At 37.1% G+C, this 23,676-nt stretch carries 24 protein-coding genes; 7 read left to right on the top strand and 17 right to left on the bottom strand.

From position 1 onward, the window contains the following. The first annotated feature begins 45 nt into the window (after positions 1-45). Positions 46-228 (top strand): hypothetical protein, encoded by a 183-nt coding sequence (locus CHB68_RS06525; RefSeq protein WP_089260059.1) that lies wholly within the window; start codon positions 46-48, stop codon positions 226-228. Positions 229-242: 14 nt separating this feature from the next. On the opposite strand, the gene CHB68_RS06520 is transcribed toward CHB68_RS06525, so the two are convergent. Continuing rightward, the gene (locus CHB68_RS06520) at positions 243-1,292 is read right to left on the bottom strand and encodes a VOC family protein (RefSeq protein ID WP_089260058.1); all 1,050 of its coding nucleotides are present in this window, start codon (positions 1,290-1,292) and stop codon (positions 243-245) included. Then, positions 1,285-1,989 carry a glycosyltransferase gene (locus CHB68_RS06515; RefSeq protein WP_089260057.1) on the bottom strand — a complete coding sequence of 235 codons (705 nt, stop codon included), beginning with the start codon at positions 1,987-1,989 and terminating at the stop codon, positions 1,285-1,287. Before CHB68_RS06515 ends, CHB68_RS06520 begins: the two co-directional genes overlap by 8 nt. A 220-nt stretch (positions 1,990-2,209) precedes the next feature. Between CHB68_RS06515 and CHB68_RS06510 the strand changes: the two genes are divergently transcribed. Next, a complete protein-coding gene (locus CHB68_RS06510; RefSeq protein ID WP_089260056.1) occupies positions 2,210-2,998 on the top strand; it encodes a DUF547 domain-containing protein in 789 nt (262 codons plus the stop codon). A 5-nt stretch (positions 2,999-3,003) separates the two neighbouring features. Here the strand turns inward: CHB68_RS06510 and CHB68_RS06505 are convergent, their stop codons facing one another. After that, positions 3,004-4,101 carry a BamA/TamA family outer membrane protein gene (locus CHB68_RS06505; RefSeq protein ID WP_089260055.1) on the bottom strand — a complete coding sequence of 366 codons (1,098 nt, stop codon included), beginning with the start codon at positions 4,099-4,101 and terminating at the stop codon, positions 3,004-3,006. Between the two features lie 109 nt (positions 4,102-4,210). Between CHB68_RS06505 and CHB68_RS06500 the strand changes: the two genes are divergently transcribed. After that, positions 4,211-6,457 carry an efflux RND transporter permease subunit gene (locus tag CHB68_RS06500; RefSeq protein ID WP_089260054.1) on the top strand — a complete coding sequence of 749 codons (2,247 nt, stop codon included), beginning with the start codon at positions 4,211-4,213 and terminating at the stop codon, positions 6,455-6,457. A 336-nt stretch (positions 6,458-6,793) separates the two neighbouring features. Here the strand turns inward: CHB68_RS06500 and CHB68_RS06495 are convergent, their stop codons facing one another. From CHB68_RS06495 to CHB68_RS06485, 3 genes are all read right to left on the bottom strand, one after another. Continuing rightward, positions 6,794-8,074 carry a tetratricopeptide repeat protein gene (locus CHB68_RS06495; protein WP_089260053.1) on the bottom strand — a complete coding sequence of 427 codons (1,281 nt, stop codon included), beginning with the start codon at positions 8,072-8,074 and terminating at the stop codon, positions 6,794-6,796. A 129-nt stretch (positions 8,075-8,203) separates the two neighbouring features. After that, positions 8,204-9,001 (bottom strand): DUF4331 family protein, encoded by a 798-nt coding sequence (locus CHB68_RS06490; protein ID WP_089260586.1) that lies wholly within the window; start codon positions 8,999-9,001, stop codon positions 8,204-8,206. A gap of 22 nt (positions 9,002-9,023) precedes the next feature. Further along, positions 9,024-9,734, bottom strand: a complete 711-nt coding sequence (locus tag CHB68_RS06485; protein ID WP_089260052.1) for a DUF4331 family protein — start codon at positions 9,732-9,734, stop codon at positions 9,024-9,026. A 214-nt stretch (positions 9,735-9,948) separates the two neighbouring features. Between CHB68_RS06485 and CHB68_RS06480 the strand changes: the two genes are divergently transcribed. Further along, positions 9,949-11,151, top strand: a complete 1,203-nt coding sequence (locus CHB68_RS06480; RefSeq protein ID WP_089260051.1) for an LETM1-related biofilm-associated protein — start codon at positions 9,949-9,951, stop codon at positions 11,149-11,151. Positions 11,152-11,175: 24 nt separating this feature from the next. On the opposite strand, the gene CHB68_RS06475 is transcribed toward CHB68_RS06480, so the two are convergent. The 9 genes from CHB68_RS06475 to CHB68_RS06435 form a co-directional block, all read right to left on the bottom strand. Further along, positions 11,176-11,940 carry a LytR/AlgR family response regulator transcription factor gene (locus tag CHB68_RS06475; RefSeq protein ID WP_089260050.1) on the bottom strand — a complete coding sequence of 255 codons (765 nt, stop codon included), beginning with the start codon at positions 11,938-11,940 and terminating at the stop codon, positions 11,176-11,178. Further along, positions 11,937-12,287, bottom strand: coding sequence for a 2TM domain-containing protein (locus CHB68_RS06470; protein WP_089260049.1), 351 nt, complete (start codon positions 12,285-12,287; stop codon positions 11,937-11,939). The genes CHB68_RS06475 and CHB68_RS06470 overlap by 4 nt, the downstream gene beginning before the upstream one ends. Before the next feature lie 2 nt (positions 12,288-12,289). After that, positions 12,290-12,628 carry a 2TM domain-containing protein gene (locus CHB68_RS06465; protein WP_089260048.1) on the bottom strand — a complete coding sequence of 113 codons (339 nt, stop codon included), beginning with the start codon at positions 12,626-12,628 and terminating at the stop codon, positions 12,290-12,292. Further along, a complete protein-coding gene (locus CHB68_RS06460) occupies positions 12,619-12,909 on the bottom strand; it encodes a 2TM domain-containing protein (RefSeq protein WP_089260047.1) in 291 nt (96 codons plus the stop codon). Before CHB68_RS06460 ends, CHB68_RS06465 begins: the two co-directional genes overlap by 10 nt. Before the next feature lie 17 nt (positions 12,910-12,926). Next, positions 12,927-13,211, bottom strand: a complete 285-nt coding sequence (locus tag CHB68_RS06455; RefSeq protein WP_089260046.1) for a 2TM domain-containing protein — start codon at positions 13,209-13,211, stop codon at positions 12,927-12,929. 359 nt (positions 13,212-13,570) lie between these two features. Continuing rightward, on the bottom strand, positions 13,571-14,893 hold the full coding sequence (locus CHB68_RS06450; protein WP_089260045.1) for a 2TM domain-containing protein: 1,323 nt from the start codon (positions 14,891-14,893) through the stop codon (positions 13,571-13,573). 203 nt (positions 14,894-15,096) lie between these two features. After that, complete coding sequence (locus CHB68_RS06445) at positions 15,097-16,227, bottom strand: Gfo/Idh/MocA family protein (protein ID WP_089260044.1); 1,131 nt, start codon at positions 16,225-16,227, stop codon at positions 15,097-15,099. A 10-nt stretch (positions 16,228-16,237) separates the two neighbouring features. Then, the gene (locus CHB68_RS06440) at positions 16,238-17,101 is read right to left on the bottom strand and encodes a sugar phosphate isomerase/epimerase family protein (RefSeq protein ID WP_218822488.1); all 864 of its coding nucleotides are present in this window, start codon (positions 17,099-17,101) and stop codon (positions 16,238-16,240) included. Positions 17,102-17,120: 19 nt separating this feature from the next. Beyond that, complete coding sequence (locus CHB68_RS06435; protein WP_089260042.1) at positions 17,121-20,612, bottom strand: PVC-type heme-binding CxxCH protein; 3,492 nt, start codon at positions 20,610-20,612, stop codon at positions 17,121-17,123. 160 nt (positions 20,613-20,772) lie between these two features. On the opposite strand from CHB68_RS06435, the gene CHB68_RS06430 reads away from it, so the two are divergent. Next, complete coding sequence (locus CHB68_RS06430; protein WP_089260041.1) at positions 20,773-21,642, top strand: AraC family transcriptional regulator; 870 nt, start codon at positions 20,773-20,775, stop codon at positions 21,640-21,642. Positions 21,643-21,704: 62 nt separating this feature from the next. On the opposite strand, the gene CHB68_RS06425 is transcribed toward CHB68_RS06430, so the two are convergent. Both CHB68_RS06425 and CHB68_RS06420 read right to left on the bottom strand, forming a co-directional pair. Continuing rightward, positions 21,705-21,971, bottom strand: coding sequence for a hypothetical protein (locus tag CHB68_RS06425; RefSeq protein WP_179213157.1), 267 nt, complete (start codon positions 21,969-21,971; stop codon positions 21,705-21,707). Between the two features lie 81 nt (positions 21,972-22,052). Next, on the bottom strand, positions 22,053-22,529 hold the full coding sequence (locus CHB68_RS06420) for an Hsp20/alpha crystallin family protein (protein WP_089260040.1): 477 nt from the start codon (positions 22,527-22,529) through the stop codon (positions 22,053-22,055). Positions 22,530-22,833: 304 nt separating this feature from the next. Here CHB68_RS06420 and CHB68_RS06415 point away from each other — a divergent pair, with 304 nt between their 5' ends. Both CHB68_RS06415 and CHB68_RS06410 read left to right on the top strand, forming a co-directional pair. Further along, positions 22,834-23,031 carry a glycosyltransferase gene (locus CHB68_RS06415; protein ID WP_089260039.1) on the top strand — a complete coding sequence of 66 codons (198 nt, stop codon included), beginning with the start codon at positions 22,834-22,836 and terminating at the stop codon, positions 23,029-23,031. A 33-nt stretch (positions 23,032-23,064) separates the two neighbouring features. Next, positions 23,065-23,625, top strand: coding sequence for a hypothetical protein (locus tag CHB68_RS06410; RefSeq protein WP_143815176.1), 561 nt, complete (start codon positions 23,065-23,067; stop codon positions 23,623-23,625). Positions 23,626-23,676 lie beyond the last annotated feature (51 nt).

Raw genomic sequence — 23,676 nt, 5'->3', positions numbered from 1 at the left:
AGGGCAGTTAGTTATTAACTGCCCTTTTTTTATTATTTTTCGCCCATGGATTTAAAGAAAATTTTTGGGACCGTATTGACCTTATTAGGTATTGGCGGTCTGGTATACGCGGCAATCTTATTTGGAAACAGTTCCGGCACTACCAAACAACTTATTGTATATGGAGTGTTGGGCGCAATATTTTTCTTTTCGGGCATTGGATTGATACGAACGACGAGTAAGGGTTAAATGATTATTGAGGGCTATAGGTCTTTGCTTACCTTATGCAGACCAAGACTTTTAACCAACCATTTAGGTAGTGTTTTATACGGATCTCTTTTCTTGAGATTTAAATAAATGCCCAATGATTTTACGATAGGTACCTTATGGGTTTCTACCAATTCTATCAACGTACCGTCCGGATCTTCTATATAACTAAAGTGACCCGCGGCATCTCCCATATCAAAACTGTTGGAACTATCCACCGTGAAGGGCGTTTTCAGAATCTTGGCCTTTTCCCTTAAGGAGTCCATACCCTGTACATCAAAACAAAGATGTATATAACCCAAATCTCCCCATAAACGGTCCTTGAAAATTTTTGTAGGCGTACCTTGTAGCATTTCTACCAATTCTAATTGCGTAGGACCCAATAAATCTCCAAAACCACCTATATGCTTACGATTTTGACCAAGGATTACCTTTCTATACTTTTTATTGGCTGCAGTACCATTAGTCTCTATATCATCATACAGCACTACCGTATAACCCAACATCCTTTTATAAAATTCTATGGATTGCTCCATATTGCTAACTCCTATAACAGCACCCATAACACCACCACATATAGACTTTTCCGCACTGAACATATAGGAATCCTGTACCATTTGCACTTTATTTCCAAATGGATCATCAAAATAAAAACTGGCACTATGTGGTAATGTTTTTATGATATCGGTTAACTGCAATACCCCTATTTGTTCTAGGTAACCATGCATGGCAACAAGGTCCTTACACCTGATCTTCATGGCATATATTCCAAGATCACCCAGAACAATATCATTTTGAGCAGCTGCAGGAAGCCTATCCTTAAATTGCCAAATTTCCAGACCGCCACCCCCCATTAAATTTAATGATAAATAGGCATCACGCTTTTCTGCCTTACCATTGGTATACCGTGTCATTAACGACGCAACTGCCTCATCCTTAAACAATAACACATTAAAACCTAAATGCTTTCTATACCAATTAAATACGGTTTTAGTATCCAGGACCCCAATACCAATTTGCTGAATACCATTTATTACCTCAACCATTATATGGGGTTCGTATCAATTTATTATGAAGACTTTTTAATGTGCAACTGGGACAACCCAATTTGAACAACATTACTAAAAGCAAATTGGAAAGGTTAATCCTAAGATAAGAATTACACTCATACTTACGGGCAGAGACCACTAGATCATTTTTTATAATGGTATATGGCACCTTGCCCTTTTTCATTCGGTTAAAAAATTCAAAATCCTCCATAAGCACCTGTTGCTCATCAAACGCGCCTAAATTGTTAAAAACAGATTTACGTATGAACAGACATTGGTCTCCCCCTCCGGTAAAAAAACCATCCCTTGCGGTAAACGATGCGTTCATTTTAAGAAACCATGTTTCCTTATCAAACCTATAGGAAAAGAAACCGGCATCAAAACCATTCTCCAAGCGGTCTAAAATATTATCCAAAAAATTGGCCGGTGGTAAGACATCCGCATGTAAAAAAACCAAAACATTGCCCATAGCCATTTGTGAAGCTTCATTCATTTGGGCCGCACGACCTTTGTTAATACAATTGATTACATTAACTTTTGGAATACTGCTTAGCGATGACGTTGCGTCATTTGTTGATGGGGATGCGGCAATGATAACTTCCAGAAGTTGCCGGTGATGTAAAAAAACCGCACTGTTAAAAAGACGTTCCAAATTAACATACTCATTATGTGCTGGTATTATTATACTGATCATATATTCGTACTACTTTTGGAAAATTTTTACCTTAGAAATACCGTCTTTCAATTTTTAATGTTTTGACTTTCCTCTACCTACGCAAATTGATGAAAATAGTTTTAATTCTGATACAAATTATAAAAAAAGGTCTTTGTAATCACTTAATTATTGATACGACTAACAATCCACAAACCTTTTCCCCATATTTACGTAATTAAGATACTCTAATAGTATATATATGAAAAATTACCTGTATTCCTTGTTGGTGTTCTGCTTTACATTCTTGGTCCATTGTGAAAATATAAACGCACAAACTTCGACAGATACACCAGAAGACTTTAATAAATTGTCAGAATTATTTCTACAAAAAATTATCGATAAAGAAAACACGCAAGAGCTACAGGATATTTTCGCTAATACCACCATTGCAACACTTGACGAGGCCCTGGATTCCAATGCTAAACGGTTGGCATTTTGGATAAACATCTACAATGCGTATATACAGGTGATATTACAGAAAAACCCAGAATTATATGATGATCGTGGCAGTTTTTTTAAAAAAGAGCAAATTAAAATAGCCGGAGAAACCATTTCGTTTGCCAAAATAGAACACGGTCTTATACGAAAGTCACAATTTGAATATGGCCTTGGCTATATTAGAAAATGGTTTCCTAATAAATTTGAACGAAAATTACGTGTTAACGATCCCGTGTATCATATTCATTTTGCCTTAAACTGTGGTGCAAAGGACTGTCCGCCCGTAGCAATATATGAGTGGCAACGTTTAGATGAGCAGTTTAATAAAGGTACCCAACAGTATCTTGAAAGAACCACCGACTATGACCCAAGAACCAAAGTTGCTACAATTAGTTCTTTATTTAATTGGTTTAGGGGCGATTTTGGTGGGAAAGGCGGTATCAAGAAAATATTGAAGAATAAAGGTTTTATTCCTACTACCAAGGGTATAGACTTGGAGTATCAAAATTATGACTGGACTTTGGACCTCAATAATTTTATTGAGCTTTAATAGGTTTAAAATGCCTCGTTTATGGTAAAATAAAATTGACCTCCTTCACTGGAGATTCCATAGTCTACCCGTAATCTTGTACCTTCCTTTTTGTTGACTATATATCTGAACCCACCACCAAATGCACTTTTGTAGGAGGTATTAATGGCCTGGCTCAACGATGGTATTACAGTTCCAGTAGCACCAAATACAGCTCCTTTAAATCTTCTATAAATAGGAAAACGCAATTCCGTTGCCAAACTAATTTCATTCTTATCAAGATAACGCCTGTTATCAAATCCCCTTGTTCTCTTAGTTCCCAAATAATTTAAATCCTGAAATGGCGTACCATTACTACGGGTACCAAAAAATAAGTTGGAAGCTAAAATGATATCACCTTTTATTCGCTGATAATAGCGGGTATCCAGCTCAAATTTCCGATAGGTGAAATCAGATCCCAGCCATGGGGCACTATTGTAAAAGACCCCCTCTATATACCAACCTTTTGTAGGGTGAAATATATTATCACGTGTATCGTAAAGGGCCAACAATCCAATATTGGATATTGTTCCCCCATCCTTTCCTATAATATCCGCTGTTGCATCAAGAAGTCCATTAGGTTCTGGCTCCAATACATTATATCCATCAAATTCATAGCCCAAACCAACAGAGAATCCTTGAAACAATTCCCTATATGCAGCTAGGCGAAACCTAGGAAAATCTGCAGTATACAGTTCTTTGTCCTCCTCTATGGAATCCATTCCCAAACCGTAATAATTATAGAAATATTTATAATAGCCCAGCTCTCCCTTAAACCTCCAACGTTCCTCATCCAAATAAAATTCATATGGCATGAACATTAAAAACTGTTTTTTAGAGGTAAAGGTAATGCCCAGTTGTACGGAAGAGGGTCGCGTAGTTGTTTTTTCACCCTTTAACCTAAATGTGGATAGACCCAATGCCCCATATCCCAAACCGGTTTCCGGTGTATAGAATACTACGGGCAAGACATTTAATCTTAAGTTTTTTATAGTGTCCTTATCCACTTGCTGTGATTGTCCATGTAAAAGGCAACACCCACCTGTAAACAACACAAAAAGTATTCTTGCTATATTTTTTTGCATATGGGTAAAATAACAACATAATAGTTGCTATTAATGCTCTTAATGCAGTAAATACTAACTAGAATGGTAAATTTGCACAGGAATTATAATTTTCACCTCACTTCGTTATATGAAGGTCAACCTAGGTCTACTCAAAAAAATATGTATAGGGGTATTTGTATTGTTGGGCACAGTATCCGCCACTCAATTGGGCAATTTAAAATTCTCCTTTGATTTTAGTCAGTTCTTTCCCGAAGAGGATCCGGACTTGGCGTTTTATGATGATTATGTAGAGAAATTTGGTACAGATGACAACTTCTTGCTTATAGCTGTAAAAAACAGTCCCAATATCTTTCAACAGGAATTTCTAACCAATTTTAATTCCTTTTCCCGTGAAAGTAAGGGTTTTGAACATGTGTTGGAGAGTAGTTCCTTGACCACCCTATCCTACCCGCTAAAAACATCGTTTGGTTATACTACCCTACCCATTATACATATTGATGATACTTTACAATATGAAAAAGACTGGCGCAAAATTCAGGAAGATTCCTTATTTACCAATGTACTCATAGATGCACATAGATCATCAATTGTACTGGCCTTAAAAACCGAGGATAATTTGGATTATAAACAGTCCGGTGTGTTATTGGACAGTGTACGTGCCTCCTTAAAAAGGCATCATTTAAATTCCTACCATATTTTGGGAAGGGCGTTTTTTTACGAGGCCATAGTGGATATGCAGAAAACAGAGGTACTAACCACCACCATTGTTGCCTCTATCCTTGTTTTTATAATCCTACTATTGGTTTATCGTAGTATGCCCGTTGTCTGGATTTCCGTATTTTCCATAGCCCTTTCATTGTTACTGTTCATGGGACTATTAGCAGTTTTGGGGAAAGAACTAAATGCCATGGCCGTATTTTATCCTGTGCTAATGCTCATTGTTGGTACGTCAGATGTTATTCATCTTACGGATAGTTATATACGAAAACTTCAAAACGGCTTACCGCGCTATACCGCTATACTATCTTCGTTAAAGGAAGTAGGTATGACTACCTTATTGACCTCGGTAACCACTGCTATAGGTTTTGTAACTCTTTTATCTTCTAGATTGGTCAGTATCCAAGACTTTGGAATCAATGCCGCAATTGGTGTTTTAGTTGCCTATTTTACGGTCATTTTCCTGACCGGTTCATTATTGATCAGTCTACCGGAAAAAAAACTGATTGGGGGCAAAAGTGTATCTACAAAATGGACAACCTATTTATTGCGCCTAAATACATTTACTAGGGAATATCCTAAAAGTATAATTTTTGGGACCGTAGTTTTTACACTACTCTGCTTTCTAGGAATTTATCTCATAAAAACCGATTATGAATTTAAGCAAGCCTTACCGGCAAGAAGTAAGATTGCTGCAGATTTTGATTTTTTCCAAGAAAATTATGCAGGTTTTAGACCACTGGAAATTGCAGTAACCAGCAAGCCAAAGTTCAAAGTGACCGATTTTGAGGTTGCGCAAGAAGTTGAAAAATTATTGATCCATTTAAAAACCCTTAAAAGCATTGGCAACGTACAATCTGCAAACTTGCCCTATAAAATCATCAATAAGGCCTACCATCTGAACAACGTTGATTATTTTAAACTCCCACCAGACAAATCTACTTTTGAAAAATATAAAAAAGATGCCAATCGCTTAGTACGCAAACAATTGAGACAGTTTATCTCTGAAGATGAAACCGTGGCCCGTATCAACGGAAAGTTGCAAGACGTAGGAACGGACAGCCTTAGCGTAGTTTATAAAAGTATTACTGATTTTGCCACAACCCAGATGGATACTTCTATCGTTACGGTAAAGATTACAGGCAAAAGCATCTTACTGGATAAAAATTCAAAATACATTAGAAAAAATTTATTGGAAGGACTGTTGTACGGTCTTCTTTTAATTGGGGTGATCATGGCATTTATTTTCAGGGACATTAAAATTTTCCTGATATCACTTGTGCCCAATATTCTTCCAATTTTATTTGCCGGTAGTGTACTTGGCTTTTTAAATATACCGCTAGAGGCATCATTATCCGTGGTTTTTGCAATTGTATTTGGCATAGCGGTAGATGATACCATTCATTTCTTGGGAAAATACAAACTAGGAATTACCCAAGGGCTAAGCAAAGAGGCCGCGCTGGAAAAAACCTTTGTACAGACCGGTAGGGCATTGGTCATCACCACCATTATCCTGTTCTTTGGATTTATGGTCATGTTATTCTCAATTCACCAACCCAGTAGAACAATAGGATTGATCATAAGTGTAACCCTGGTAACGGCCTTAATACTGGATTTACTCCTGCTACCGGTACTTTTAAGAAAATTGATTAAATAGAATTATTGGTTTTATTAAGCGTTTTTTGAAGAGATCTATACGCGAAAATTGTTTTTCCAACCAATAAAATCATTAAGCTAATCCATAATGTGAAGAGTAGGTATTCCATAACATTACTAGTTTTAGTGACAACATTTAGTTAACGTATTTAAGATGCTGGGGCATTTTAAATGTATTTGGTCGATAAATATATGCATTTCATCCATACAAATCTTAAAATCTGTTAATTTTTCGACGAAATACCTAAAAAATAACAGAGCCGCGGATAAACCACGGCCCTGAAAAAAAACAATCCAACCTAAAACAAACCAGAAATGAAAATAATTGGGCAATTAATTACAAATCTTGGATCTGCTTTTCCATATGGGGCCCTAGTTCATATAACGCCCCTATTAATTCTCCTTTAAGTTCCTTGACCTTGTCATAGATACCATTGGCTTTATATACTTCTGCCGCCTGATACAATAAAGCGGGCTCAAAGGTTTTTCCATAAACATGGGTATCCATTAATTCCATAGCCTTTTCTTTATCACCCTTTCTTAAATGGCTAAATGCCAGCCAGCTATATGCCTCTGGCGTAGGTCTGTTCATTACTTCACGATTAGCCAAATTGAGCGCTTTGTCGTATTGTTTGGTTTCGTCCAAGTACAATCCTAAATTGTATGCATTGTACATGTCACCATAGGCCGGGTCCTGAACCAAGGTAAAATAGCGATCTAAATTTTTTGTACGAACCAAGTCGTTACCCATATAATCCGCTATTTCCGCTTTTAGTAAAAAGTAGTCCGGAGCACGGTATGTCTCGGTCACGGAATCCAAAATTCTAATGGCTTCCTTAGGATTGTTATCATTAGAAAAAAGAATCCAGGCAATACCTTTTTTGGCATAGGCATTATGTTTATCAATGGCCAACGCTTTTAGATAATGGTCATATGAATCCTTTATTCGCCCTGCATGTCCGTAATAATCCGCCAAGTTGGTATAACTCCACAGCATAAGTTCACTGTTTTTAGCCGACTCCGCTTTTTTTCCTGCCAATTCCATAAATTTTATGGTCGTATCCAAATCTCCCTTATAATCGTTCCATTTGGCAAGACGAATCATATATCCAAAATCTGACATATTCCTTATACTATCCAAATACTTTTCCGCTAGCGTATAATTGCCCAACTCCATATGGATATCAAAATAAAGGCGTTGTCCCTCTACTTTACTTCCATTTATCGCCATGGCCGAATCCGTTAATTGTAAAGCTTCCTTAAAACGGTGCTGTGAAATAAAATTTCTTGCCAAAGCCCTGTAATAACCGGCCTTACCAATTGCCGCAATCTCTACGGCCCTTTTAAGACTTTGCTCTGCCTTTTTCAAGTATTGGATATTCCCAGTCTGTTGAAAGTATCTGCTGTATTCACCGCCTACTATACCAAAACTGGTAAGCTGCATACTATCTGGCCTAATTTTAGAGTTCCATAAATCAAAATATTTAGATGAAGTGCTCAATTCCTCTACTTCTAAATAGTTATTATAATCCGCTTGTTGTGCTATACTCCCATTATTCTCTTTGGAACTACAGGAGGATATCAATATCATTATTATTAAAAGCCTTACAAATTTCATTAGGTTGTGTTTTATTTTGGATTGTTTAAAAAAAGGGGAGCTTTTCAACTCCCCCGCCCTTCTTTTTCATAAGCAATTAGGGTTGTGCCTTTCTTATCATAGCTATTACGATAAGGGGAAGGCAACTTTTTATTCTGGAGCTCCCAAATATGGGAAGGTAGTACCTACAGTTGCGGTAAGCCCAACACCGTCTGAAGTTAACCTTGGTAAATCTGCCATACCGTCATCATTGGTATCCTGTCCACTAAATCTAGCACCGTCACCACCACCGAACAATAAGATCAATGAAACATCGATTACATCATCTTGAGGGGTTCTTCCGGTTAGTCCTACTGCACCTTCATAATTTGGAGCACCACTACCTCCGTTAAAATATGTTGTTGGCAAATTTGGTGCTACTTCCAATACATCGTTGGCCAATACAGTTGTCAAAACCGTAGCCGTAACCGGGTTATTGGTATATCCATCATCTGTAGGTCCGTTCAAAATATCACCTAAAATATTAGGCTCAAAATTTACCGCTTCTGGGTCAGCTCCTAAAATGTTGGCATAAACATCATGGTATGCTTCCAATCTTGCTTCAAATGCAGCTTGAAACGTTGCTTCCATTTCAGAAGGGATAGAAACGTTATGCATTTCCTTCGTGGCCTCATCTGCACTTAATACCGTATTGATACCTGGTCTACCCATAAAATCTGCCTGTGCGTAGGTCCCAGAGAAATCCGGTTCCATAGGCTCCATAGCATCTTCACAAGGTTCACAGGTTGAACCGCCGCAATCCACGCCGGTCTCATCACCGTTCATAATACCATCATTACAGGTTGCAGTATCTACAACCGGTGTATTATCATCATCATTGTTACAAGAAGCCAAAGCCATCATTGCACAAAGCGACAAAAACGTATATTTTATATTTTTAAATTTCATTTTATTACTTTTTATAAGGTTATTATTGTTTAACATTGGTAGTTACCCAAGTTTTGTAAACAGGTAGTTGTAATACATTAACAGCGGTTGTTTCGCCTAACATACTATTTGGTATTTCAATGACAATGGACATTGTGTTTGCACCATCAAAAGTATCTACTGCGGTTTCATCATCATCGTCTGTTGTATTGGGGTCTCCAGCCGGTTTAAACCCTAAGGGAGCCGTACCACCAATTACTTCGTTAAACTGAAAAAAATCAAAGAAAAATGCATCTTGCCTAGGGCCTGCAAATAATGATACCCCGTCTGCCGTAGTTTCTACAATTGCAGTTTCAGCCGAAATATCTACCGAACCTAAAGGGGAATCTACCATAACGGTACCGTTCAATCCGGTTTCGCTAGGTGCAACGGGTCCAAAAAAGTACATTTTACCGTTTCGTGGAATGGCCTGAATGACCAAATCTTCTACAAGATCACCGGTTCTGTCTATATTGATTTCCATCAATACGTTTTCATCAAATGTACCATAGGCCAAATCTGGCAGCACATTGGTTTGTAAGTCTACCGCAAAAACGGTATTGTCCGAACCTTCTGTAGGTTCAAACGCATAAAAATCGGCAATGTCTGCCGTTGTGTTGGTTACCCCGGGCGCATCAATATGATCTGCCGCAACTAAAAGGCCCCCAACTAAGGCCAAAGCCCCAAGTCCCATAAATAATTTTGATTTTTTCATTATCTTATTTTTAGATTAGAATCACCCTTACTTACGAGACATTAAATTGAAGGTTCATTTTTTTTCAAAAAAAAATTAAAATATCCTATATAATTCACTAAAATTCAGAATACAACAATTATAAATACCCTTTTTTATAAGACTTTAGATAATATACATTACTTAACCAACCTTATAATATTTGGCTAACTTTGCGCATTAAAACAGTGAAAGTATGAACCCGTCTGCCTCTGGCTGGATTGAAAAATATGGCTCGGTCGTTCAAAAGAACCAAAACGCATATCCAAATTTTGATACCCTATATTCCGCTTTGAGAAAAAATGGATTTGTGTATGGACTAAATGCGGACATACCCCATTTCATACGACCGGAACATACCTTATCGGAAGATGAAAAGGCAAAGATAAATTTATTGAATGCCCTATATTTTACCTATAAGATAGAAGCGCACTCCACAGATTATACTGTTTTTATTACCGAGGTCTTTAAATTTTATCAAATTCTTAAAATTAACAAAGTAGGTTTTTTCGATAAATTGCTTACAGGAAACAAAACTTCCTCAAAGTTGGAAAAACTCATGGCCTCCCGTATATATATAGAGGACAACATTTTCAGCAAAACATTCAATAACCTTATTACCAACTCCTTACTGTTTATTGATGTATTGCTTTTTAAACATTATTTAAACCATGCCGTTAATTTAAAGTCAAAAGCCGAAGAAATTGAATATTTGGCCATTAACATTACGTACCATGCTTTAAGTTCCAAGGAGGCTAAACGAAAGGATAACAAATTATCCCAATTACTGGCTTCATCATTAACCTATATAGAATGTGCCAGTCATACCTTTGATGGGTCTTATAGAGATCGATTGCTTAACAATAAGGATATATGGGAAAATAGATATTTTCTGGATATGGCCTGTTTGACCGTTTGGGAAGACCACTCCTTAGATTATACGGAGTCTGATTTTATTTTTGGAATAGGAAAGGATTTGGGACTTGCCAATGCTATTATCTTGGAATCCATTACCCATGTTACCGCTTTTTTTAAGCTTAATATGCATACTATTCATTATTTGAAGGAGAAAAATCTGGCCCATCAATTTTACGACAGTATGGGTAAGATCGTAAAAAAATTAATTCTCAGAAATAGCAAACGTCTGGTTAAAGAGCTTTCACAAAGTGCGGAATTGGTTTCCTTATTATCCAAATCTACGGTGAGGGACCTCAGTAATGATGAAAAGAGAAAAGTACAAAACCAACTCTTGGATATTTTTAAGAGCATACCCTCATTGGCCATTTTTATTTTGCCCGGTGGGGCTATACTACTACCTATATTTATCAAATTAATTCCTAAATTACTGCCGTCTGCCTTTGACGAAAATAGGATCGATGATGAAGATTTTACTGATTAAGCAAAACAGCATTGACCATTATGGTTATTCCAGCCACAATTTAAAGTCTTTTACCTTTTCCCTACTTACTATAATTTCCAATTGTGGATTGTTGTTCAATTTAATCTGTAGTCTAGAATTGGTGTAGGAGATGATATCCTTTATATAATCCACATTTATAAAGTATTTGCGACTTACCCTAAAAAAGGTTTGTGGTTTCAATTCCGGTTCCAACTGTTCTAATGTAGTATCCAATAAATAATTGCGTCCATCCTTGGTCGCCGCATAGGTCCCTTTATTTTCACTAAAGAAACACTCTACATCTTCTGCATTGATGATCTTTAAATGTTGCCCTACTTTTGCCGTAAACCTTTTTTTGTATTCCCGTTCTAACGGATTTACCAATAATTTCTTGATGTCCTCAAAATCCAAAGCTATTTTATTGGGCTCTACGGCTGTTTTAAAACGAGTACGGTATTTATTTACCGCCTGTTCCAGGTCTTCATCATCAATAGGTTTAAGGATATAATCTATACTGTTCAATTTAAACGCCTGTAAGGCATATTCATCAAAAGCCGTTGTGAATATTATTGCACTATGCACCTCAACCACATCAAAAATTTCAAAGGATAGACCGTCTGATAACTGGATATCCAAAAAAATTAAATCTGGATGCTCATTGTTCTGAAACCATTCTATGGCCTCGTCAACGGAGTGTAACATAGTCGCTATGGTTACATCTAGTTCTTCCAGCATTCTAGATAGTCTGCGTGCCGCAGGTTTTTCATCCTCAATAATAATGGTCTTCATAATTCCTTTTGTATAATATCCTGTATCATTTTTTGTTCCCACTTAATCAGCATTTCAGGCTTGGTCCACTTAAAACGAACTAAACGTATCCTGAAGACTACCAGCGCATGAATTGTTAGAACAATTGACCAAATTATTGGAATACTTGCAATATTCCACATAACCCATTGCTTAAATCCATTGTCCGTAATAGCCGCTATATCAAACCAATTAAATATATCTTTTGACACAAATAAAATCAATACGTTGGCCGTGATGAACAATCGACAATGTTTGAAAAATTTTTTAATACTTTCAATACGTAGAAGGGCCCTTTTCTCTTTACTATGTTGTTCCAATTTGTTCATGCCTATCTAAATTTATCTGCTTCCTTTTGCTCTTGTTCTACAAATTTTCGTATTTGCCTTTCCTCCCAATCTTTTGAGAAAAAGGGATTAAAATGATATACCCTTGCCCCATGAAATGCTAAACCAATCCCCCAAAAAAACGGCGTAGAAAAAGTTCCAAAGTTAAAGAACGCTTCATTGAAAGATTCCCCGCTGTTCATTCTGGCCATAACGGTCAAACTCATTATAAAGAGATTTACCAAAATGTAGACAAATAAATGAATATAAAATCCTTTTAACTCCTTAACCTGTTTTTTGGCTCTTGCCAATTTCTCGTTTTGTTCAAATTCGTTTATTTCCATCGTTGTTCGTTTTCTTCCTGTTGAATAAATTCGCGTAACTTTCTTTCTTCCCAGTCCCTACCAAAGAAAGGATTAAAGTTAAAGATTTTAATCGCCTTTAAAAAAAGGCTAATTGCGAATGCAAATACCACCCATAAAAACCAAGGGTAACGCCATTCATTAAAATAATAATTTATTGCGGCTACGATTACTATTGTACCTAAGGCCGAAAATACCTTGCCATAGAACTCCTTTAACTCAACAACCCGCTCTTTTGCTTTATTATATTTTGTATTGTCCATGATGCCTATATTTTTTATTAAAACTCATTCATATATTCCTTGATCTTTCTCTCCTCCCATTTCTTTCCGAATAAAGGATTATATCCATATGCGTAAAGACCGTTCATCAACAAACCAAACCCCCATCCTAGCGCAGGAAAAATAGCCCATGGAAATTCAGTAGTCCTATAATTTATATACGCCAAAATGGGTATTACTATACAGTAGGCCAATAGATTTCCGTAAAATCCTTTTATGGCATTTACTTTTTCCTTTGCTTTTTGATACTTATAGTTTTCGCTGTTCATTAAATTGGTTTCCATCTTAATTTGTTTTAGGTTATTATTTGTTTTCTATACCTCAAATCTCGGTAGAAAGTGCAGGTTTTAAAAAATAGAACTACCCAGTTGTAAATTTTAATGACTGAATTGTAAAAAGTGGTCGTATACAATATTAAAAGCCAAATTACCATGCCCGTACTATATAGAAGTTTGATGATGGTACGTGTAAATTAACTCGTAAAATCCCCTAAAAGCGGACCATGAAGCTTAAAATAATTGATTAGGGATAAGGACATAACCATCCTTAAAATGTGAGATATTATAAAATTATCCAGTACTATTTATATAGGTGTATAGCTATCATACGGGTCGGGTATGGGTATTTAAGCAATGATGAAACCCTAAAAGTTCTCATCCTCCATATATTGTTTTATTTTGCGTTCTTCCCAGTTCTTACCAAAGAACGGATTATAGCCATAGGCTTTAAGACCATGGCCCACAAGACCAAAACCCCAACCCAAAGCCGGAAAGATTACCCAAGTAAAACTTGTTGTTCTATAATTGATATAGGCAAGTACGGGTATCACTATACAATACGCCATAAGGTTTCCATAAAACCCTTTAATCATCTCAACGCGCTCCTTTGCCTTTTCATAGCGTTTACTACTTATAAAGGATTCCTGTGTTTCCTTAAATGCAATTTCAGTGGTCAACATAGGTAAACGTACCTTAAACTCCCGGTCGCTTTTAAAAATCTGCATTTCTTCTTTGGTAAGAATGGCATATCGTTGACGTATATTCTGTAGGCCTACCCCACTACTTTTTTTAACCACTTGTTTTTCCTGCAAATTATTACTTACGTACAAATAGTTGCCCTCTTCATAAATTTTGATATGAAGTGGTTTGGCAGACGTTACAATATTGTGCTTTACGGCATTCTCCAATAATAATTGTAGGGATAAAGGAACAATTTTGGCTTCTGGATTTAAGGCCTTTTCCGGAATTTCAAAAATGATACTGTCCTCAAAACGCATTTTTAACAAGCGCACATAGGTTCTGGCAAATTTAAGTTCTTCATCTACCGAAATCAGATTTTTACTTTTCTGCTCCAATACATATCTATAGACCTTGGATAGGGATGTGGTAAATTTTTGAGCCTGATCGGGATCTTCTTCAATTAAACTGGTCAATACATTTAAACTATTGAACAAAAAATGGGGGTCTAATTGATTTTTAAGTGCATCGAACTTTGCAGAGGCAGAACCTGCTATGATCTTTTGTTCCTTTACCTTGGTATCTTGTAGAGCCTTATAAAAATAAAAAGCGTGCAAAAAGAGTGAAACAATAAGGGTAATGACCAAAATGCCCAAGTAATGACCAAGATTCTCGGTCTCTAAAAATTTAGAGAAGTCATTTCCAAAAAGTACTACCTCTATAAAACATCTTAGTAGGGCAAATGCTAAAATAGTTAGAAGTATAGAACCTATGGCACCATACCACAATCGTTTTTGAGTATGTTTTTCCCAACTATATATTTTGGAGATATATTGGTTGAAATATGCATTTACAAAGGTCAGTACAAAGGAATAGAGAAAAGTTATACCTGCAAATTGAAGCTCCCCAAACCACGTAATAGTGTCCCAGTCGGAAAATAAAAGATTAATGATTACAATGACCAGGGTAATGATTACCCCTATTTTTAACACTTTTAAAAAATTACCCATACCCTTGATCAATTAACACTACGCCAAATATGCAGTACCCCTTCCAAAATTCTAAAAATAGGTATTTGTTTCATAACCTGTAATCTTAAACTGGATCATAATGCAAGCCTAAAATTGCATTCCTTTATATAAAACAAAAAAAATTACAGTCCGAAATGTCAAAAATGACCTCCGAACTGTAATTAGGGTTGGTTGCTTGGTTGTTAACTTGTAAACGTAAAACTGGGTAATTTTATAAGTTCACCGCCTTTCATGGCAGATTCATGGGACAGTATTCCTACACAAGTGATATTTGCGGACTGTCTAGCATTTGGATAGGGCGAAGTACCTTTTAGCAAGGCATCTATAAAAGCATGTACCAAATGCGGGTGAGAGCCCCCATGTCCCGCTCCTTGGGTAAAGGACAAATGCTGATTATCATCTTCATCATATACTCCTTCTGTCGTGAATGATTGAATTTCCTTTGGTAACAGTTTTGCAAAATCTGGACTTTCCACTTCTTCCGGAATTTCCGGTTCCGGTTTTTTAGCGGTATGGACGACCAAAGGTTTGCCTTCAATTAAAGGCCATTCCACTGATTTTTTGGAACCATAGACTTCTATACTTTCCCGGTACTGTCTGGCTACATCAAACAGGGAACGGTATACCTGGGCACTTAAATCAGAATTTCTAAACTTAATATGTGTAGTTTCTACGGCATATGGCGAATTGTATTCCTTTATAAGTTCCTCACGTATAGTTCCGGAACCAAAACAAGAAACATATTCCGCTTCATCTCTGGTCAAACCTAACACCGGGCCAACACAATGGGTAGCGTAATGCATTGGCGGTAAACCAGGCCAGTAATTTGGCCAACCGTCCATATCCTGTTGGTGGCTAGCTTTTAAAAACTGAACCTTACCCAATTCTCCATTATCGTATAGCTCCTTCATATATAAAAACTCACGCGCATAAACCACGGTTTCCATCATCATGTAGGTAAGACCTGTTTGCTCTGTTAACTCCACTATTTGTTTACATTCATCCACCGTCGTAGCCATGGGAACAGTACAAGCAACATGCTTGCCCGCCCTTAATGCCTGGATAGACTGTTCCCCATGGTTTGGTATAGGCGTATTTATATGAACAGCCTCTATTTCATCATCCTTTAGTAGTTCTTCATAAGACGTATATCTTTTAGCTATACCAAATGCATCTGCAATTTCATTTAATTTATCTTCATTACGTTGGCAAACCGCCACCAGCTCCGCATTAGGGTGCTTCTTGTAAATAGGAATAAATTCTGCACCAAAACCTAGTCCTATGATGGCTACTTTTATCTTCTTTTCACTCATTTTTGATCTCTTAATCGTTAAACGTTCTTTTTAAAAATTCCAATCCTTGTTTAGCAAAAGAATCTTGGTCATCGGCTAATTTTCTCCAGATATTTACAGCAGCGGCCAACTCCTTTATTTCTGGTGTAAAACTTTCAATTACCATTGCGCCGTTATACTCAATATCCTTTAGACCATCAGCAAAATCTTGCCAAGGAGTTAGACCGGTTCCCGGAATTCCCCTATGGTTTTCAGAAACCTGTACATGTATCAATTTATCACCAACGGAGTTTATGGCCTTACGTATGTTGTTTTCCTCTATGGTCATATGAAAACCATCTAACGCAACTTTAACACAATCTTCATTGATGTCCCCAATTAAGCGCATTACTTCATCTGCGGTATTTATAAGGTCGGACTCAAACCTGTTCAAGGGTTCCAATGCAATTTGTAATGCATGTTCCCGAGCCAGGGATGCAAGCTTTCCTAAATTCTTTACCGATCTATCCCATTCTATTTTACGTTGTTCATCTGTTGCCAACCTGGCCTTACCTACGGCTGCATATAATGGACCTGCCACAAAATCAACCTCCAAGGCTTTTGCCTGTTCAAAACATCTTTTGGCAAATTCAAAACAATTTTCATGGAGAATTGGGTCTTCCGCGGTCAAATCCTTATCATCCCCAAATACAATACATACGGTAGGCGTTAAACCATTATCGCTTAAAGCCTGTTTAACTTGGGCAACATCTACAAGCGAAGGGTTTTCCAATGGAATTTCCACCACATCAAAACCCATACTTTTTATCTTGGGAAAAAGTGCGATCGAATTGGTCGTAAACGGTGACTGCCACAACCAAGTACTTACGCCAAATGTTATGTTACTTTTCATCATTGCTATATTTATTCCTCAATTATTCTACAATCATTACCCCTTGCATAATTCTCCAATGCCCAGGGAACGTACAAATGAAAGGATATTCCCCCGGCGTAGAAGGAGCTTTGAACTTTAGGGTATAGGTTTCATCTGGATTCAACAATGGTGTCGCAAAAAGAACATCACTCATTTGTGGTACATAATTTAACTGTGCCGCATTAGGGTCAGCGGCCATCTTATCCGCCGCGGTACCCACTACCTCTTTTTTTCCGGGTTTGGTAATTACTAGATTATGCTGCATAAAATCAGGATTCTCTAAAACCAAGGCAACTTGTTCACCCGCCTTAACCCTAAATTGAGTTACATCATATTTCATTTCATTGGTGATGGTTTTCATCTGTATGACTTTAGCATTGTCATCCTCTATTTCATCTGCCAAAGATTCTGTGGCACCTTCTCCATAATACTTCATCAATAGCGTGGCGATATCGGTGTTGGAATATGTTTTGGCCAATTGCCCAGTACTATTTTTTTCTACCTTATATTTCCATTGTCCATGAATCCTGATCAACTCATCACCTGATTTAATATATAATTGCCAAAAATTACCATAAAGTCCACCTTCTCCACCATTATCCTCTACCCTTACGGCAATTGTGTTTTTTCCTGACCTTAAGACTCCCTTGGGAATATCATAAGTTCTATTGGAACTATAACTAGAAGCCATTCCACCAACTTCAACACCGTTAACGTACGTAATATCAGAATCATCAATAGGTCCCAGGGAAAGAATACTGGCCTCTTTTGCCATTGCGCCCGGTACATTTACTTCTTTTCTAAACCAAATTACACCGTCCATGTCCAAACCGGCATCCTCTATATACTGGGGAATTTCCATAGACTCCCAGTTGCTATCGTCATATGTTGGCGAACTAAAATCGCTAACCTCATTACCGGGAGCTTTAAAACCGGGATTTGCTTCCATAAATGCATTTAGATATCCACTTACATGTTTTGCCGCAGCGGCATATAACGCTTTAAACAACCATAGGTCATTGATAACTTCATCATTTTTTCCAAGATCGTGTAGTAATGAACCTACTTTTTGTGATGATGGCCTTGATGTAAAATAGATAAGGGCGGACAATTGTACATTGGGATCGCGATCATTTAAAGTATTGGCCTTGAACAATGCATCATCACTATCATCATTCTTAGGCAATAACTGAATGGCCGCCTTACGTACTGCAGAGGCTTTATGGTACAAAGCTCCCTTAACAACACCCACTGCATTGCTATCGGTATCCATGGCATCCAAACCATCAATAGTCCAAAGGGCATGCATTGCCGCATTGCTTAAGCCTTCATCATCTACTTGTTTGGTATTTACCAATTTATATAGATCGTTCAACACATCTGTCTTACCTCTTTCTACCAATAGGCGCTGTGCCGTTAACCTCCAAAATTGATTATCGCTACCCAAAGCTTCGAGTAGAGCGTCTGGGTCATCCTTGGATAATTGCATTTCCTCATAGGTATAATCATGTTTGGGTACAATACGCCAGATTCTTCCATGTCCTTTATCACGTAACGGATTAACATAGGCATTTCCCTCTCCATTTTCGGCATCATAACCACCCCTTTCCGTATTGGGCGTGGGGTTATGCTGTACAATAAAATTATACCAATCCGCTATCCAAACGGCACCATCAGGGCCGGTTTTAGCATCTACAGGTGAACTCCACTCATCTGAGGAGGCAAATAGATTTCCTGCATCTTCTTCCAAATATCCTGCGCCATCCCTTACAATTTTTGCTTGATGCACCACACCACCGGTTGGCTCACATACAAAAGCAATACGGTTCCAATATTCCTTTGGATATGCCCTTGCGGTATAGAAATGATGGCCAGCAGCTGCCGTAAATCCTCCAAAAACATCTACTTGCCTTACGTTGGGCGTAATAGGCTGCATAAAATAATGGCCGTCTATTTTTGCACTTCCGTCTTTTCCAATACCTTCTACATGGTCCAAGGTGGCATTAGGAATCCCTACAAATACACTATGGGTATTATTGGCCGTGGATGCAAAAATTGAATTATCCTCTGTAAGCCCCAAACCCCACGTATTGTTGCTAGTATTGGTCAATACTTCAAACGTCTTACGCTTGGGATGAAACTTGTATACATTTTGATTGAATTTATATTCCTCTCCAAAAATCTCACCGTCAAACCCGGAATATCCTACTACCCCATAAAGGTTATTGTCTATACCATATTGTAGATTGGACGGTCCTGCATGGGTATCGAACGTACCCCAACCGTCTATAAGAATCTCTTTTACATCGGCCTTATCATCACCATCTGTGTCCTTTAAAAAAATAAAATGTGGAGCTTGCGATACGACAATGCCTCCGTCATAAAAGGTAAAACTGGTAGGTATATTCAATTTATCCGCAAAGATGGTTACCTTATCTGCCTTACCGTCTCCGTTGGTATCCTCCAAAATTTTCACTTTATCATCACCTTCACTATTATCATTACGTACCGTATTGGGATAATCTACGGTTTCAATGACCCATAGCCTACCTTTTTCATCCCAGTTCATAGCAATTGGATTAATAATCTGTGGCTCCGAAGCAAATAGTTCAACTTTGAAACCGGCAGGAACCTGAATTAATTTCTTTGATCCTTCTGGCGACAACGGTAATTGATATTTTGGCGCGGGATCTCTCTTCTCATAATTGGGAATATTTGCGCGTTCCTCATAAGTTAAGGTCGGCATATCTTTCATAAAACCCTCCCAATTCTTTTTTACCTGATCATTGACCGCCCAAAGTATTCCGTTCTTTACCAAGTCCTGAAATCCTTTGTTCTGCCATGTTCGTTCATCATGTCCATAAGCGGTATAAAAAACCTTACCCTCTCCTAAACGTTTAACCCATGTCCAAGGTTCACGATGGTCTTCCTCAACCCTTTCCATTAAAACGGTAATATCATCTGCAATTTTATCATGTACATAGGTTTCGTCCCATGTTTCAAAAGGGGTCAGATTTTTTGTGATAGGATGTGACTTATCTACAATATCCGCAGTAAAGGTACCGGTATCGTGACTCATGAATTGCGCCCCTACCAAATTGATGTATTCAGGAGAATTTTTAAAACAGAAGCTAGCGGAATGAATAGGAATAAACGCATTACCTTCCTTTACAAAATTGAGCAGGGCGTTCTCCTCTGCTTTTTCCAATTCCTCATGATTGGCATACACAATGAGTCCGTCATATTTTGCAAGATTTTCGGTATTTAGGTCAGAAGGCTTTTCTGTATACGATATATTAATACCATCCTTGGTCAACGCCGAAGCCAATATTGGAAAATATTCCCTTGAGTTATGGTGCTCTATTTCATGTCCTAAGAATAAAAGTTCTATCCTTCGAGGAGCATCATCCGTTTGTTTCTTTTCGGTGGGTGAACATGCCGCAAAAAACAAGAGTATAATTAGTACTTTGAGCGACGGGTAGTTGATTTTCATAATGAGCGTTGTTTTGTTATCTCAATATTACATAAAATAGTACCTTGAAAATCACTCTTATTTACCACATACTGACTGTATTTTATCATTTCATTTTATAAATGATAGTTTTATTGATAAATTAGTATGCAATTACGACCTTTCAATTTGTAACACTTTAATGAAATCTGCTCTTCAAAAATCTCCGATTCCAGAAACAAAGGCCTATTTGGCTAGAACGTTGAACGAACCGGTTTTTGACCCACACTGGCACTTTCATTCTGAATATCAATTGTTCCTTGTGCTGGAAGGAAGTGGCACCAGGTTTATTGGTGATAACGTAAAATCCTATAAAGCGGGAGATATTACCTTTACAGGTCCAAATCTACCACACATGTGGCGTAGTGAGCATGTGCATGAACAGGAAAAAAATATTGCATGGTCCAAAGGGGTGGTAATTTATTTCCATGAAAATTTTTTGGGGGAGAATTTATTGAAGACCGATGAGGCCATACGCTTAAGACAGGTGTTTCATAAAAGTCGTAGGGGTATGGAATTTACTGGCACGACCGCCACAATTTTACAGAAATTAATGCTGGAGTTATTGGACAAAGATGGCTTTGAAGGAATTCTACATCTATTAAAAATACTGGACTTCATTAGCCAAACCAAGGAATATGGTATATTGGCCAGCCCCGGTTATACCAATACCCTACGCGAAGCCGATACCCAACGTATGTTCAATGTCTATGCTTTTGTAATGAATAATTTTAAACGTAGGATGACATTGGATGAACTGGCTCAATTGACCAATATGACACCTACCTCGTTTAGTAGATATTTTAAACTTCATGCCAATAAATCATTTTCTGAATTTGTGAGCGAAATACGCATAGGCCATGCCTGTAAACTGCTTATAGAACAGAAAATGAATGTATCCCAGGCTTGCTATGAAAGTGGATTTTCTACCTTATCCAATTTCAATAAACAGTTTAAGAACATTACCCAACGTACGCCCTTGGCCTACAAAAAAGAATATGAAGTCTATTAATAATTAATGGTACCCGTTATATAAATTTGACTGTGGTTTATATGGCTTAAAAATTCAGCATGCTATATTTTAGAATATGTTGTTTTTGATTTTATTGGCACCGTTATGAACAGTCCACCGGTATCCATGGCATGTACCAACTTGTACTGATGGAAAATGTCTGACTTTCGTTCACCATTTTGGTACCATACACATTCTACGTAGCTATTATTATATAAAACGCCAAAGATGGGATTCTTTTTTGAAACGTATTTGAGCACTTGCATTTTAGGCGAATTGAGCAATCCTTTGACCTTTACCCAATCACCTGGTTTAAACTTTCTTGACATAATACTACCTTTTAAATGATTGAACATTTTGGTAGTTAGGAGGCCTATTGGCCTCCTATTATACCATTCTTTAAACTGTAATTAAGAAATTTTAATATTCCTTGCCGGCTTTTGTTTGGCCTCTTCTTTTTTGGGCAAGAGAATACTTAAAATACCATCCGTGTAATTGGCATTGATCTTATCATCATCTACGGTTTCAGGTAAAGTAAATGATCTTTTAAAAGAAGCATAGCCAAACTCCCTTCGTGTATAATTGGAATTTTTTTCTTCCTTATCTTCCTTGGTTTCCGTAGATATGGACAAAACTTGATTATCTAGGTCAATATGAAAATCAGATTTTTTAAGACCCGGTACTGCCATCTCCACCATAAAGGCATCGGCAGTTTCCTTGATGTTTACTTTAGGTAAGGTTATTCCGGTATTAAAATTAGAGGTGAATACCGATGGTAAATCCCGGTTAAACAAATCATCGATCCAATTAGACCATAATGGGAAGTTTACATTTGAAGTAGTGTTTGTTAAACTTCCGTTTTTAGGAACAGTTACTAAATTGCTCATAACTACAAAATTTTAAATTAAACATTATTTCAAATCTGAAATCGTATAGACTTCATTATCATACAAGCAAATTAAATACCAAATTAGAACAATACCATAAGTTGATTATGATTCAATTATAAATTCTGTCAAATTATCAGAAGTGATGTCAAATTTTCTTTTTTCAAAAATGTCAGATTGACATTTTTAAATGACACCATTGCACCTATTATAGCTTTCTCTTTATTGTACCTATATTTTATCTGTTTTACCTTAATTTAAGGTCTTTATTGTTATGGGTCAAATTTGCCATCTTTTTTAATTTATGAACCACGATCAACCAATACAATTACCTGAACCAATTTCCATAACCCTTGTCATCCCTTGCTATAATGAGGAGTTTCATATAGAACATACGTTAAGACAAATTACTTCACATCTTCTTGAATACCCTGCCTTTTCTTTTCAAATCTTGGTCTTGGACGATTGCAGTACGGATAGTTCCCTGGCTATTTTAAAATAAATTGCCAAAAACAATCCGGTAGATATCACAATTTTGAGTAATGAAAGCAATATGGGAATCGTAACCTCAACCAAAAGATTATTGCAAACCGCGCTGTCCCTAGGACCACATTATATTCTAAAATGTGATATGGATACCGATGTACCCCATAAATTGGCCATTTCAATGTTCTTGGAGTTCATTGAGCAAAACAGATCCAGCAAAATACAAATTCTTATAGGTGAACGCTTTGTTGCAGATCAAAGCCAACTATCACCACTGGAAATTTCGGAGCAAGAAAAAATGAGGGTCTATCTAATGGAAGGTTTAAAAATTAAAAATTACAACCCTGTTTCTTCAGGAACGGTACTATTCACAAAAAGTGTCATTGAACAACTTTTGCAACTGCCCATTGTAGTCTCCTATGATATGAAATGGGGATTGGATTTTTTATTATGTCTACTGGCCCATCAATTAAATTTTCCCGTGCAGAAAGTAACTATTACCAATGGCAACTATAGCCCCAGTCGACGTAGTAATGCCAAAATCAAAGCACAATATGCAGCGTATTATAACGTACTTCAACTCGTGGAAAACTATAAAAAGCACAATTAGTACCACTCCATAATTCGATGTCAAAAATTATATAAACAAAACCGTACAATA

It is taken from the genome of Maribacter sedimenticola (assembly GCF_900188415.1).
In the GTDB taxonomy this organism is placed as follows: Bacteria; Bacteroidota; Bacteroidia; order Flavobacteriales; family Flavobacteriaceae; genus Maribacter; species Maribacter sedimenticola.
The sequence above is the reverse complement of the archived record's forward strand: the minus strand, read 5'-3'. Positions and strand labels throughout refer to the sequence as shown.